We start from the raw sequence: 14,736 nt of genomic DNA on the forward strand, positions 1-14,736 counted from the left end.
CAATCTTTTCCATCATGCGGCAAACGGAGGAAGACTTATGGCGGAGAGTGGTGTCCAGTCCGTCAGCCGCGCGCTGACCCTGTTGCGGCTGCTGGCGCAGGGGGATGGCAGCCGGCTCAGCGACCTGGCGCGGGCGGCGGGACTGCCAGTGTCCACCGCGCACCGTCTGCTGACGACGCTGGAACAGCAGGGTTTCGCGCAGTTCGAACCCGCCGCCTCTGCCTGGCACGTCGGGCGCGATGCCTTTTCCGTGGGGATGGCCTATGGCCGCAGGCTCAGCTTCGTGGCCCCTGCCCTGCCGATGCTGCGCCGGTTGCGGGACGCGACGCGCGAGACGGCGAACCTCGGGATTCTTGACGACGACCATCTGGTGACGGTCAGCCAGGTCGAAAGCCGGGAAATCCGCCGGGCGCTCTCGCCCCCCGGCCGCCGGGTGCCGGTGTTTTCCTCGGCCATGGGCAAGGCGATCCTGGCCACCTGGCGCGACGAGGACGTGCTGGCGCTGGCCGACCGCGCCGGCCTGCCGCCGCTGACCTCGAAAAGCCTGCGCACCCGCGACGCCGCGCTGGCCGACATCGAGCGCACCCGCAGGCGTGGCTGGGCACTGGATGACGAGGAGTTCAACCTCGGCATGCGCTGCCTTGCCGCCGTGGTCTGGTCGCCGCAGGCAGAGGCCGCCTGCGCCATCTCGATCTCGGGCGCGGCGGGGCGGCTGACGGATGACCGGATCGAGCAGATGGGAGCGCTGGTGACGCAGGCGGCGGGCGAGTTGACGGAGTTGTTGGGCGGGGTGGCGCCGGATGCTGAGGTGACATCGCCCCTGCCTCGCTGAAAACGGTCGCTTGGCCCCATCCAGCGGAAAGACAGACATGACGGTTGTTTTCTGATCCGCCTCCTGTCCGGGCGTTCGACAGCCCCGCAGGATATTCAAGAACCGTCCGAAGGCAGCATGGCTGGCAGGCTGTCCCGCAGCCGGGGCCAGCCGCCCGGTTGCCAGCCCATTGCGGCAAGGCGGTCGCAACTCATCACCGAAACGACCGCGTCGGCGCAAGGCGGCGGCGGATAGGGGCAGCCGGTCAGCCGCTGCGCCTCGGCCAGCAGGTCATGGCGGTCGAGCAGCAGGTCCGAGGCGTTGAAGGCACCTCGCGCGCCGCTCCGCAGGATCAGCAGGATCGCGGCGGAAAGGTCGTCGCCGTGCAGTTCCGTGGCGATGCGCGGCGTGACCGGACGTCCGGCGATATAGTCCGCAAAAAGGCCCGTCCACTTGTGCCCTTCGCCCGGACCATAGATGCCGGTAGCGCGGAGGCTTGCGGTGGCGAAGCCGGGCGCATCCAGCGCGGCGAGCCCCGCCTCGGCCTCGGCCTTCACGCGGCCGTAAAGGCTTTGGGGCGCACTCGGCGTTCCATCCGGCAGCGGCGTGCCCGCGGGTAGCGCGTCATAGACCGCGCGCGAGGACAGGAAGACGACCTGCCCCACGCCTGCAGCCTTCGCCTGCTGAAACAGCCGCAGCGAGCCGTCACGGTTGAGCGCCACGAAGCCTTCCGGATCGTCGCCCTCGCCGCCGCGATACTTGCCGGGAACATGGGCGAAACCGGCGTGAATCAGCACCTCGCAGCCCTCTAATGGCGCGGGCTGGCCCAGGCGCCAGCCGGGCAGCGTCTCGACCTCGTGCCCCTCAGCCCGGAAGGCGCGGGACAGGAAGCGTCCGACCAGGCCGCTTGCGCCCGTAAGGGCGATCCTCATGCGGGGTCGGGCAGGCTGCGCGAGTCGGGCACCGGGCCGTCGCCCGCATAGGCACGCCACAACTCGATCAACGGGCGGACGCAGTCGGCCTTGGCATGGTCCTGCCATGGCTTCTCATACTGGAAATGCAGGATCTTGATGTCCTGCCAGCGCCACAGATCGGGCATGGCGAACCAGACGTATTGCAGCATGTTCATGAACACCGGCAGGCCGTGCCAGTCGGGGAAGTAGTGCTCCAGAAACGTCTGGTCCGTCCGCCGCCAGAACACGCCCGGCACGTCCAGCCTTGCCAGCATGTCCTCGAACGTCGCCTGAGAGGGCCGGGCCGTGAAGACGCCCGAGTTCATCCGGTGAAAATCCGCGAGGCTTTCATAAACGTTCGGCGCGGCGCAGAATTGGGGATAGTCGAACAACTTGTCCACGTTCTGCAACACCAAGGCGTCGGCATCAATGAATACCAGCCGCTCATAGTCCAACTGCCACAGCCGCAGCTTGGCGAAATTGTCGAGCGGCGTGTGGAAGGGCGGCTTCTCGCCCTTGGTGAAGGCGGCGCGGCCGTGCAGCGCGTCCTTGGCATGTGTGGCGTTGAACTCGGGAGAGGTCGGCAGCAACTCGCAGCGGACCAGCCGGGCGCCAAGGGCCGAGAGGGACGCAAGTTCCGCCTTGGCCACGTCGGTATGCAGGACGCAGATGTCGGCCTGCGTTCCCGATAGCACGATGGACCGCACCAGCGCCTTTGCCCCCAGCGCATAGTCGGCGTTCGTCACCAATGTGACAAAGGCACGGTCGGACCGCGCAGGGCGGTCCGGCGTCAGACCCCGCATCAGACCGCCTTGAGCTTCTTGCCCTCGGGGTCGTGATCGACGCGCTTGGCGATGTCCTTGGTCCAGGCACTGACGGCGGGGACGCGCGAGCGGTCAATGCGGTGGGCATACTTGCGCGCCACGTCCACGACCTCGGCCAGCAGGCCCTCCTGCAGGGTGATCGGGTTCAGGCCCAGCGACAGGAACTGGTCGTTCTTCACGATCAGGTCGTTCTCGTCGGCTTCCTTGCGAGGATTCGGCAGCATCCGCACCGCGGCCCCGGTCATCCGGGCGACCAGATGGGCGAGGTCGCGGACGCGGTGCGTTTCGGTCATCTGGTTGAAGATTTTCACCCGCTCGCCTGCCTTCGGGGCATCGTCCAAAGCAAGCTCGATGCAGCGCACGCAGTCCTGGATGTGGATGAAGGCGCGTGTCTGCCCGCCGGTGCCGTGGACGGTCAGTGGATAGCCGATCGCCGCCTGAATGAGAAAACGATTCAGCACCGTGCCGTAGTCGCCGTCATAGTCGAAGCGGTTGATGAGTTGCTCGTGCCGCCGGGTCTGGTCGGTGTGGGTGCCCCAGACGATGCCCTGATGCAGGTCGGTGATCCGCAGCCCGTCGTTCTGGGCGTAGAACTGGAACAGGATCTGATCGAGGCTCTTGGTCATGTGATAGACCGAACCCGGCCGCGTCGGATACAGGATCTGCTGCGGCTTCCTGCCCGAGGGCGTGTCGATCTCGATGTCGAGATAGCCTTCCGGGATCGGCGCGCCGACCGAGGAATAACCGTAGACGCCCATCGTCCCCAAGTGAACCAGATGCGCGTCGATGCCGGTTTCCACAAGCGCCGCCAGCAGGTTGTGGGTGGCGCTGACGTTGTTGTCCACGGTGTAGACCTTGTGGCGGTCGGTCTTCATCGAATAGGGCGCGGCGCGCTGTTCAGCGAAATGGATCACCGCGTCGGGCTTGTGGTCCGCAAGCCACTGCTTCAGCCGCTCGTATTCCTTGGCGAGGTTCAGCAGGTGGAAATGGATGACGTTGCCGCTTTCCTGCTTCCAGATGCGGCAGCGTTCCTGGATCGAATCCATCGGCGTCAGCGACTGCACGCCCAGTTCCGTGTCGATCCAGCGGCGCGACAGGTTGTCGACGATATGGACCTCGTGGCCGAGGTTGGACAGGTGCAGCGAGGTGGGCCAGCCCACGAAACCGTCACCACCGAGAACCGCAATCCGCATGACTCGTTCCTTTTTCCACAAGCGCGCCCGGCGCCGATTACAGCGCCGCCGGGACGCTGTCGAATGCCATATGGCGACAGGGTGACGCTTTCGTGACCCTCCGGCAAGCCTTGCGCGGCCCAGAGCCGCTGCCGTCGCCGGTCAGGTCGTGACATCCGGCCGCTCGCGGCCGGTATGCGCGCGGATCAGCGCCAGTTCCTCGGCCGCCACGATCACCGGCGCCAGCGCCCGGTCGGGATCGAGGTCATGGGGCTGGTCCGTCCCCGCATAGCGTTCCAGATAGACGCGCAGCGTCGCGCCCTCGGTCCCGGTGCCCGACAGGCGCAGGACGACACGGCTGCCGTCTTCGAACATCACCCGGATGCCCTGACGCGCCGAGGTCGAGCCGTCCACCGGGTCCAGATAGGCGAAGTCGTCCGCCGCCTGCACCCGCAGGCCCGCAAAGACCTGCCCCGGCAGCATGGGCAGCATCCCCCGCAGCCTGTCCACCAGTGCATTGGCGCGGTCCGAGGCCACCGCCTCATAGTCGTGGCGGCTGTAGTAGTTGCGACCGTATTCGGCCCAATGTGCTGCCATGATCCCGGCTACCGGTTCACGCCGCACGGCGAGGATGTTCAGCCACAACAGCACTGCCCACAACCCGTCCTTCTCGCGCACGTGGTCGGACCCGGTGCCCGCGCTTTCCTCGCCGCAGATGGTGACGCGGCCGGCGTCCAGCAGGTTGCCGAAGAACTTCCAGCCGGTCGGCGTCTCGTGCATTTCGATGCCCAGCCGCTCGGCTACCCGGTCGGCGGCGCGGCTGGTCGGCATGGATCGCGCGATGCCGCTGATTCCCTTGGCATAGCCCGGCGCCAGATGCGCGTTCGCTGCCAGCACCGCGAGGCTGTCCGAGGGCGTGACATAGACCCCGCGCCCGAGGATCATGTTGCGGTCCCCGTCCCCGTCCGAGGCGGCGGCGAAATCCGGCGCATCCCCGCCCATCATCAAATCGACCAGATCCTTGGCCCAGACCGGGTTCGGGTCCGGGTGGCCGCCGCCGAAGTCCGGCAGGGGAACGGCATTGACGACGGTGCCGGGGGCGGCGCCCAGACGGCGCTCGATGATTTCGCGCGCATAAGGCCCCGTGACCGCGTGCATGGCGTCGAAGCGCATCGTGAAGCCCGAGGCGAACAGGCCGCGGATCGCGTCGAAGTCGAACAGGCTTTCCATCAGCGCGGCATAATCGGCGACGGGGTCGATCACCTCGACGGTCATGCCGCCAAGCATGCACTCGCCCAGAGCGGACAAGTCAAGGTCCGGCGTGTCGAGGGTGCGGTATTCCGTGATCCCGCCCGTCCGCGCGAAGATCGCATCGGTCAGGGATTCGGGCGCAGGGCCGCCGTTCGGGCCGTTGAACTTCATGCCGAAGTCCTCGTCCTCGCCGCCGGGGTTGTGGCTGGCCGACAGCACGATCCCGCCGTCGGCACGGCGGATGCGGATCAGGTTCGAGGCGGCGGGGGTCGAGAGGATCCCTCCCTGCCCCACGATCACCCGGGCCGCGCCATTGGCGGCGGCCATCCGCATGATGGTCTGGATCGCCTGGTCGTTGAAGAAGCGCCCGTCGCCGCCCAACACCAGCGTCTTTCCCGAAAGCCCGCCGATCGCGTCGAAGATCGACTGGGTGAAGTTTTCCAGATAGCCCGGCTGCATGAAGACGCGGGTCTTCTTGCGCAGGCCCGAGGTGCCGGGCTTCTGCCCCTCGAACGGCCGGGCCGTCACCCTGCGGATGTCGGTGGCCGGGGAAAGGGCAGGATCGGAAAGCGCGGTCATCGGGGACAATTCCTTGCGGCGTTCAGGCTGACAGGGGTGCCATAGCGCAGTTGTGACGGGCGCAACAGGGGGCCATGCCCGGGGGACCGCGCCGGGAACTCTGCCGCGGGCTTGTGCTTTCCCCGGCGCCGCCCCACGGTCGCAGGCACAATCAACCGGGACAGGACATGGCCAGATACAGATCACGGATCGCGCGTGGGCGCCGCCGCGAAGGCGGCAGGGCTTTTCTTGGCCTGCTGCCGCGGAACGGCGACCGCGACGGCACGCGCGGGCACGGGCTTCCCCCGTCCTGGCCCGCGATGCCCCGGCCGATCCGGCTGGACATCTGGACCGGGCGCACGCTGCATGATGCGGGGCGGGAACTCGCCTCGACCCTGCGGCCGGATCTGGCCGACGCGCCCGAGCGGCCGATTCGGCGGCTGATCGACAACCAGGCCGCGATCCGGCGCAACTACCTCGAAACGGTCGCCGCCGATGAAAGCGACGAGGCGATCACCCCCGCCGCCGAATGGCTGATCGACAACCACCACATGGTCGAGGAAAACCTGCGCCAGTTGCGGCAGGCCTTCGGCCCCGACTTCCTCAGGCGCCTGCCCGAAGTCGAACTGTCCGGCGGCGGCACCGCGCCGCGCAGTCTGGTGATCGCCTGGTTCTTCGTGGCGCTGACCAACTCGGAAGTCACCGGCGACGGCCTGACCGAGTTCCTGCGCGGCTATCAGTCGGTGGCGGTGCTGGACATCGCCGAGCTGTGGGCAGTGCCGACCTTCCTGCGCTATGTGCTGGTCGAGAACCTGCGGCGGCTGTCGGACCGGGTGGCGCAGGCGCGCGACCGCCGTGTGCTGGCCAATGCCATCGCCGACGAGCTGGCCGAGATCGAGGGCAGCCGCGCCGCAGCCGCCGTCATCGACCGCCATGGCGACCTTGTCATCGACGACACCGTGGCCGCGCAACTGTTCTACCGCCTGCGCGACGGCGGCGCCGAGGCGCAGGCGGCGCTGAAGGCGCTGGAACGCCGGCTCGGCAGCGCCGGGGCGGGGGACCGCGCCGTGCAGGCCGAATATGCGCGCCAGTCGCGCGGCAACGTCACCGTCGGCAACATCATCCGCAGCCTGCGCCGGATGGGCGAGATCGACTGGCTCGAGTGGTTCGAGGGCGTCAGCCACGTCGATGCCCTGCTGAGCCGCGCGACCGAGTTCGACCGGCTCGACCAGGCCACCCGCGCGGACTATCGCAGCGCCATCGAGCGGATCGCCCGCCGCTCGGACCTGACCGAAATGCAGGTGGCCCAGCGCGCCATCGACCAGGGCCGGGCCGACGCCTCGGCGCGGGACGAGCCTGCTGGCAGCCGCGCCGAGGTCGGCCACCTTCTGGTCGGGGCCCGGCGGAGGGACTTCCGCCGCGCCTGCGGCTATCGCCCGCGCCCGGTCGAGCGCCTCGCGCAGCCCGCGCAGGGGGCGGGATGGTGGATGCTGGCGCTGCCGCTGCTGGCCATCACAGCGATGTTGATTTCGCTGCTCGGCCATGCGCTGCCCTCGTTCGGGCTGGCGGGCTGGCAGGTGGCGCTGCTGCTGACGCTGGCGGTGCTGCCCGCGTCCGACACGGCGATGCAGGCGATCTCGTTCATCGCCGCGCGGGTGATCCCGCCGCAGCGCCTGCCGGCCTATGACTTCCGCGCGGGGGTGCCGCCGGAATCGCGCACGCTGGTCGTCATCCCCGGCATGATCACCTCGGTGGACGCCATTGACGAACTGGCAGGCATGCTGGAATCGCACTATCTGGCGAATCCGCTGGGCGATGTCTCGTTCGCGCTGCTGTCGGACTGGAAGGATGCGCCGACCGAGTCCCTGCCCGACGACGAGCGGCTGCTGGCCCATGCGCGCGCGCGCATCGACGCGCTGGCCGACCGCTATGACCATGGCGGCATCCGGCGCTTCTTCCTTCTGCACCGCAGCCGCCAGTGGAACCCGTCGGAAGGCGTCTGGATGGGCTGGGAACGCAAGCGCGGCAAGTTGGCCGAACTGAACCAGCTTCTGCGCGGGCACGAAGGCACCAGCTTCCTGCCGACCGGTCCCACGCCCCCCGAAGGCATCCGCTATGTCGTGACGCTGGACAGCGACACCCGCCTGCCGCGCGACACCGTCAGCGCGCTGGCGGGCAAGATGGCGCATCCCGTGAACCGCCCCGTCCACCGCGAGGACGGGGTGGTGATCCGCGGCTACGGCATCATGCAGCCGCGCGTCACGCCCTCGCTGACGACCGGGGCCGAGGCCTCGGTCTTCCAGCGCATCTTCTCGGCCAACCGGGGGCTGGACCCTTACGTCTTCACCGTTTCGGATCTTTACCAGGACCTTGCCGGGGAAGGCAGCTTCACCGGCAAGGGCATCTACGACGTGGACGCCTTTGAACGCGCCATCGGCGACCGGATCAGGGAAAACGCGGTCCTGTCGCACGACCTGCTGGAAGGCAGCCTCGCCCGTTCGGCGCTGGTCACGGATGTCGAGGTGGTCGAGGACTTCCCCATCCGCTACGCCACCGAGGCCAGCCGCCAGCACCGCTGGACGCGCGGCGACTGGCAGTTGCTGCCGCTGATCCTTGATCCCCGTAACGGGCTGTCGGGGCTGTCACGCTTCAAGATGGTGGACAACCTGCGCCGGTCGCTGGTCACGCCCTTCTGGGTCGCGGGTTCGATCGCGGGCTGGCTGATGCTGCCGGGCGCTTATCCGATCCTGTGGCAGGCGGCGCTGATCCTGCTGGTCGCGCTGGTGCCGGTGCTGCAGATCGACATGCGGATCTTCCGCCCCGGCTATGGCGTGTCCTGGGACTATCACCTGCGCCACATGGGGCGCGACCTCATGACCTATATCACCCAGCTCGGCCTGCGCCTGGGGACGGCGGCGCACCGGGCGGCGGCCTCGGTGGACGCCATCGGGCGGGCGCTGTGGCGGATGTTCGTGAGCCGCCGCAACCTGCTGGAATGGCGCACCGCCCGCGAATTGGAGCGGGCGGCAGGCGACGGCGTCCGGGGCGAATACCGGCGCATGGCCGCCTCGCCCGTCATCGGCGCGCTGGGCATCCTTGCCACCGCGGTCCTGAACCCGGTCGCTCTGCCGGTGGCGCTGGTGATCGGCGGCATCTGGATCGCCTCCCCCTGGATCATGGACCGCGCCTCGCGCCCCCTGGAAACCGAGGACCGGCTGATCGTCCCCCCCGGGGACGAGGCCGAGCTGCGCCGCATCGCCCGCCGGACCTGGCGCTATTTCGAGGCCTTCGTCGGCCCCGAGACGAACCACCTGCCCCCCGACAACTGGCAGGCCGACCCCGAGCCCAAGCTGGCCGAGCGCACCTCGCCCACCAACATCGGGCTTTACCTGATGTCGGTGATGTCGGCCCGCGACTTCGGCTGGATCGGGCTGGACAGCGCAATGGACCGGATCGACGCGACGATCTCGTCGATGGAGCGGATGGCCCGCTTCCGCGGCCATTTCTTCAACTGGTACGACACCCGCAACCTCGCGGTGCTGCCTGCGCCCTATGTCTCGGCGGTGGACAGCGGCAACCTCGCGGGGCTTCTGATCGCGCTGTCGGCAGGGCTGCGGGTCTGGGCCGACGACGCTCCTTCGGTCCGCAGGCGGCGCACCGGGGGCTTGAAGGACGCGCTGGCGAACCTGGCGCTGGAACTCGAGGCGCTGGACAAGGGCCGGCGCAGCCTGCGCGATCTGCAGACAGCGCTGGACGGCGCCGTGGCGGGGATGCAGGCGGCGCTGGAACAGACCAACGGCAGCCCCGTCTCGGACCCGATCGCGGCCGCGCAACTGACCACACGCGCCGCCGAGATCACCCGGCTTTCGACCGAACTGGACGCCGCCACCCAGGGCGGGGCCGCCGAGGTGCTGGCCTGGGCGCATCTGCTGGAACGCGACGCGCGCGACGTGATGACCCCCGCTCCCGAGGGGCGCGAGGCGATCGAGGTCTTCATGCTGCGGACCCGGCTGCTGGCGGAACGGGCGCGGGCGCTGGCCTTCGGGATGGACTTCGGCCTGTTCGTCCAGAAGGACAAGATGCTGTTGTCGATCGGCTACCGACCGCTGGACGACCAGCTCGACGAAAGCTCCTACGACCTGCTGGCATCCGAGGCGCGGCTGACCAGCTTCCTTTCCATCGCCAAGGGCGACATCAGCAAGGAACACTGGGCGCGGCTGGGCCGCCCCTTCGCCACAGTCGGCCACCAGGGGGTGCTGCTGTCCTGGTCGGGCTGCATGTTCGAATACCTGATGCCGCCCCTGCTGCTGAAGGAACGGCAGGGCGGCATCCTGAACCATTCCAACATGATGGCGGTGCAGGTCCAGATGGACTGGGGCCGGTCGCACGGGGTGCCCTGGGGCATTTCCGAAAGCGCCTTCAACGCCCGCGACCGGCAGATGAACTACCAGTATTACGCCTTCGGGGTGCCGGTGCTGGCGCTGAAACGGGCTTACGGCGAATATGTGGTGGCCCCCTATGCCACGATCCTGGCCGCGCAGATCCGCCCGCATGACGCCGCCCGCAACCTTGCGCGCCTGCGCGAGATGGGCGCCGAAGGGCCGTACGGCTTCTACGACGCCGTGGACTTCGCCCCCGCGCGACTGCGCGAGGGCCGCAAGCACGAGATCGTCCGCAACGTCATGGCGCACCACCACGGCATGTCGATCATGGCCATCGCCAACACGGTGATGGACGGCATCCACCGCGAACGCTTCCACGCCGATCCGGTGGTCCGCGCATCCGAGCTGCTGCTGCAGGAAAAATCGCCGCGCGACATCACCCCGGTGACGCGCACACCGTCCACCAGCGCGGCGGGCCGGCGCGGAACCGCAGGCAACGGCGACACGCTGACTGCCGTGGACGAACCCGCCCGCGCCGACCGCGAGGTTGCGCTGCTGTCGAACGGTCCCTTCTCGACCATCCTGTCCTCGACCGGTGCCGGACGGTCGGTGCTGGGGGGCGTGGCGCTGAACCGCTGGTCGCCCGATCCGACGATGGACGACGGCGGCATCTTCGTCTTCCTGCGCGACATGCAGTCGGGAGAATGGTGGTCAGCCACCCATTCCCCCTGCGCGGGCACAGACGAGCGGTCCAGCGTCGTCTTCGCCGACCACAAGGCCGAGTTCCTCAAGACCGCCAATGCCATCGAAAGCCGGCTCGAGGTCATCGCCGCCGCGGGCGGCCATGCCGACGGGCGGCGGCTGACGCTGCGGAACCGCTCGGGGTCCGACAAGACGATCGAGATCACCTCTTATGGCGAGATCGTGCTGGACAACCCGGCCTCGGACCGGGCCCACCCGGCCTTTTCCAAGATGTTCGTGCAGACGGAGATCCGCGACGGCGGCACGCTGATCGCCGCCGACCGGCGGCCGCGCGACCCCAGGGGCCGTTCGGTCCACATGGCCCATCTGGTCGCCGGTCCCGAGGGCGCGATCACGCCGGGGGCCGAGGCGGAAACCGACCGCCGCGCCTTCATCGGGCGCGGGCGCAGCATCCGCGATCCCGCGGCACTCGACCGCGGCGCCACGCTGACGGGGGCGCACGGGCACACGCTGGACCCGGTCTTCGCCATCCGGCGCCGGGTGCGGGTGCCCGCGGGCAAAAGCGTCTCGCTTGTCTTCTGGACGCTGATCGCCGACACCGCCGAGGAACGCGACCGCATGGCCGCGCATTTCGCCCGCCCTGCCGTCTTCGAACACGAGTTGCGGCTGGCCTGGACCTATTCGCAGGTCCAGTTGCGCCACCTGCATGTGACGCTGGACGAGGCCAAGCTGTTCCGCTCGTACGCGGCGCTGCTGATCTGGCCCGATCTGCGGCTGGCGGCCACCCCCAAGCGGCGGACGGAACTGGGGCCGCAGTCGGACCTTTGGCCGCTGGGCATTTCAGGCGACGACCCGATCCTGCTTCTGCGGACCGACGACGAGGCCGACCTGCCCATCATCCGCGAGGCGCTGAGGATGCACGAGTTCCTGCGCCATCGCGGCGTCGCGCATGACGTGGTGATCCTGAACGAGCGCGCGTCGAGCTATGTGCAGGACCTGCAACACGCCATCCAGATGCTGGTCGATACCGCCTGGCAGGCAGCGGGGCCGGACGCGCCCCGCCATGTCCACGCGGTCCGCCGCGACCAGATCAGCAAGGCCAGCTTCGACACGCTGGTCTCGGCCGCGCGGATCATGCTGCACACCCGCAACGGGCGGCTGGCCGAGCAGATCGACCGGCTGCGCGAGGCGGTGCCCGCCGCCCTGCCCCGCAACCGGGCGCCGGTGCTGATCGACCGGCGCGACCCGAAGCCCGCCGAGCCTTCGCGCTCGCCCCTGATGTTCTGGAACGGCTTTGGCGGGTTCTCGCCCGACGGGCGCGAATATGTCCTGCGTCCGGGCCATGACCGCCCGACCCCGCATCCCTGGATCAACGTGATCGCGCGCGAGGATTTCGGCTTCCATGTCTCGGCCGAGGGCGCGCCCTATACCTGGGCGGTGAACTCGCGCGACTACCAGATCACGCCCTGGTCGAATGACTCGGTGACGAACCGTCCCGGCGAGGCGCTGCTGATCCACGATCCCTCGACCGGCCGGACGGCGACGCCCTTCCTGGGGCTGTCGGACGATCCTGCGGCCGTCCACGAGATCGCCCATGGGCTGGGCTATTCGCGCTTCACCGCTGATTACGGCTGGGTGACGGTGGAGGCCGTCATGACGCTGGCCGAGGCGGCCCCCGCGCGGCTGACCCGGCTGACGGTCACGAACCGCAGCGGGCGGGTGCTGAACCTGCAGGTCATGGCGTTCGCGGAACTGGTGCTGGGCACCGACCGCACCCGCACGGCGCCGATGGTGCAGACCTTCTTTGATCCGCTGCTGAACGCGACGCTGGCGCGGAACGCCTTTTCGACCGAACACGCGAACCGGATCACGGCCCTTGCCTGCGACCGCCCGGCGGATGCCCATTGCGGCGACCGCGCCGGTTTCGTTGGCCGTTTCGGGGACCTGCGCCATCCCGCCGCCCTGCAGTCATGGCCGCAGGAGGATGCGGCGGGCGATCCCTGCCTAGCCCTCCGCATCCCGCTGGCGCTGCAGCCGGGCGAGGCCGTGGCGACCACGCTGGTCCTTGCCAACGCCCCGCAGGACGACATCGGCGACGTGCTGCGCGCGGCACTCGCGCCGGATGGGACTGATCGGGCGCTGGCCTCGGCCCGCGCGGGCTGGGACGAGGTGCTGAACCGCCTGCAGGTGCAGACGCCTGACCCGGCGCTGAACCTGATGGTCAACACCTGGCTGCCCTATCAGGCGCTGGCCTGCCGCATCCGGGCGCGCACGGCCTTCTACCAGGCCTCGGGCGCCTTCGGCTTCCGCGACCAGTTGCAGGACACCAGCGCCCTGATCCTGCAGGATCCGCAGCTTTGCCGCCGCCAGATCCTGAACGCGGCCTCGCGCCAGTTCCCCGAAGGAGACGTCCAGCACTGGTGGCTGCCGCGCACCGGCGCAGGCGTGCGGACGATGATCTCGGACGACGTGGTCTGGCTGGGCCACATCACCGCCCTTTACGTCACAGCCACCGGCGACGCCGCGATCCTTGACGAGACCGTGCCCTTCATCTCCGGCCCGGCGCTTGAACCGGGCGAGCACGACCGCTTCTACCAGCCCCAGCCCGCGGGCGAGGAAGCGCCGCTCTACGAACATTGCGCCCGTGCGCTGGACCTTGCGATGGCTCGGACCGGCGAACATGGATTGCCGCTTATCCTCGGTGGCGACTGGAACGACGGCATGAACCGCGTGGGCGAGGAAGGGCGCGGCGAAAGCGTCTGGCTGGGCTGGTTCCTTTGCGACACCATCGCCGCCTTCGCCCCGCTTGCCCGCGCCCGCGGCGACGAGGCCCGCGCCGAGGCATGGGAGGCTCACGCCCGGCGGGTGGCGCAGGCGCTGGACGATGCCGGCTGGGACGGCGCCTGGTATCGCCGCGGCTTCTTCGACGACGGCACCCCGCTCGGTTCGGCGGGCAGCCCGGAATGCCGCATCGACAGCATCGCGCAAAGCTGGGCGATGATCTCGGGCGCAGGTCGGGCGGACCGGGCGCAGGACGGCGTCAACGCCGCCTTGGCGCAGCTCTTCGACCGCAACGGCCAGCTTCTGCAGCTGTTCACCCCACCCTTCCAGAACACCGAGGCCGAACCCGGCTACATCAAGTCCTATCCGCCGGGCGTGCGCGAGAACGGCGGGCAGTACACCCATGCCGCCGCCTGGATGGTCTATGCGCTGGCCCGCAGCGGCGACGGAGACCGCGCCCACCACCTGCTGAGCGCGCTGAACCCCATCAACCATGCGCTCGACGCCCGCTCGGCCGAGATCTACCGGGTCGAACCCTATGTCGTGGCAGCCGACGTCTATGCCGCCCGCGACAAGATGGGGCGTGGCGGCTGGACCTGGTACACAGGCTCGGCCGGTTGGCTTTACCGTGCTGCCGTCGAGGGCCTTCTGGGCATCCGCCGCCGTCCCGAAGGCATCGAGATCGACCCGAGCCTGCCCGACGGCTGGCCGGGCTTCAGCGCGACTATCTCGATCGAGGGGATGTCCCATGAGATGGCGGTCACGCGGCAGGATGGCGGGCTGAGGGTGACGTTGGACGGCAAGCCCGTGACGAACCGGCTGCTCTCCCTGCCCGGTCTTGCCGGGAAGGGGGTGTCGGACAGAGGTGAGGGAGGCTGAGACCAGCCGCGCTGCGTTCAGCGGCACCGCTGGTTCCTGCGACATGCCGATTGCACCGGAAGCGGGACGCCCTCCCCGCATCCGGGCACTGGCTTGGGGCAGGATCCGGATCAACGCCACTATGCACGATGGCCTGTGAGCGTCCGCGCGAGCCCGTTTCCAGGCGAGCAAGGCCATGCCGGTCACGCGCCCCAGCGGTAGATCAAGCGCCCTGCCGGGCAGTCACTGCAGCGACGCTTCATTCTCCTTCCGGCCACACAGGTCATTGCAAGTCGCGCCTCTCGTGTCAGGACCGGCAAGGACTCTAGTGGTTCATTGAGGTAGCCGGTTCATGTGACCCGACTTCCGGAGACTTGATGAGCATGCAGTTCTGGCTGACGGACGAACAGGTTGATCGGCTTCGGCGCATTTCCCGAAGACGCA

At 68.9% G+C, this 14,736-nt stretch carries 6 protein-coding genes; 2 read left to right on the forward strand and 4 right to left on the reverse strand.

What is annotated here, in order from left to right; translation table 11 throughout:
- Positions 1–37: 37 nt before the first annotated feature.
- A complete protein-coding gene (locus tag JGR78_RS10495; RefSeq protein ID WP_182790746.1) occupies positions 38–832 on the forward strand; it encodes an IclR family transcriptional regulator in 795 nt (264 codons plus the stop codon).
- Positions 833–927: 95 nt separating this feature from the next.
- On the opposite strand, the gene JGR78_RS10500 is transcribed toward JGR78_RS10495, so the two are convergent.
- The 4 genes from JGR78_RS10500 to JGR78_RS10515 all read right to left on the reverse strand — a co-directional run bounded on the left by JGR78_RS10500 (position 928) and on the right by JGR78_RS10515 (position 5,590).
- Positions 928–1,743 carry an NAD(P)-dependent oxidoreductase gene (locus JGR78_RS10500; RefSeq protein ID WP_182804667.1) on the reverse strand — a complete coding sequence of 272 codons (816 nt, stop codon included), beginning with the start codon at positions 1,741–1,743 and terminating at the stop codon, positions 928–930.
- Positions 1,740–2,567 carry a glycosyltransferase gene (locus JGR78_RS10505; RefSeq protein ID WP_182790748.1) on the reverse strand — a complete coding sequence of 276 codons (828 nt, stop codon included), beginning with the start codon at positions 2,565–2,567 and terminating at the stop codon, positions 1,740–1,742. Before JGR78_RS10505 ends, JGR78_RS10500 begins: the two co-directional genes overlap by 4 nt.
- Positions 2,567–3,781 (reverse strand): NAD-dependent epimerase/dehydratase family protein, encoded by a 1,215-nt coding sequence (locus JGR78_RS10510; protein ID WP_182804669.1) that lies wholly within the window; start codon positions 3,779–3,781, stop codon positions 2,567–2,569. The genes JGR78_RS10505 and JGR78_RS10510 overlap by 1 nt, the downstream gene beginning before the upstream one ends.
- A 141-nt stretch (positions 3,782–3,922) precedes the next feature.
- Positions 3,923–5,590 carry an alpha-D-glucose phosphate-specific phosphoglucomutase gene (locus JGR78_RS10515; protein WP_182804672.1) on the reverse strand — a complete coding sequence of 556 codons (1,668 nt, stop codon included), beginning with the start codon at positions 5,588–5,590 and terminating at the stop codon, positions 3,923–3,925.
- Positions 5,591–5,757: 167 nt separating this feature from the next.
- Between JGR78_RS10515 and JGR78_RS10520 the strand changes: the two genes are divergently transcribed.
- Positions 5,758–14,313, forward strand: a complete 8,556-nt coding sequence (locus tag JGR78_RS10520; protein ID WP_200559298.1) for a GH36-type glycosyl hydrolase domain-containing protein — start codon at positions 5,758–5,760, stop codon at positions 14,311–14,313.
- Positions 14,314–14,736: the final 423 nt, after the last annotated feature.

The organism is Paracoccus sp. MC1862, from assembly GCF_016617715.1.
GTDB lineage: Bacteria > Pseudomonadota > Alphaproteobacteria > Rhodobacterales > Rhodobacteraceae > Paracoccus.

Bases quoted from the DNA above. Each gene is read 5' to 3' on its own strand.
- JGR78_RS10495 (WP_182790746.1), top strand. From the start codon at position 38: ATGGCGGAGAGTGGTGTCCAGTCCGTCAGCCGCGCGCTGACCCTGTTG.
- JGR78_RS10500 (WP_182804667.1), bottom strand. From the start codon at position 1,743: ATGAGGATCGCCCTTACGGGCGCAAGCGGCCTGGTCGGACGCTTCCTG.
- JGR78_RS10505 (WP_182790748.1), bottom strand. From the start codon at position 2,567: ATGCGGGGTCTGACGCCGGACCGCCCTGCGCGGTCCGACCGTGCCTTT.
- JGR78_RS10510 (WP_182804669.1), bottom strand. From the start codon at position 3,781: ATGCGGATTGCGGTTCTCGGTGGTGACGGTTTCGTGGGCTGGCCCACC.
- JGR78_RS10515 (WP_182804672.1), bottom strand. From the start codon at position 5,590: ATGACCGCGCTTTCCGATCCTGCCCTTTCCCCGGCCACCGACATCCGC.
- JGR78_RS10520 (WP_200559298.1), top strand. From the start codon at position 5,758: ATGGCCAGATACAGATCACGGATCGCGCGTGGGCGCCGCCGCGAAGGC.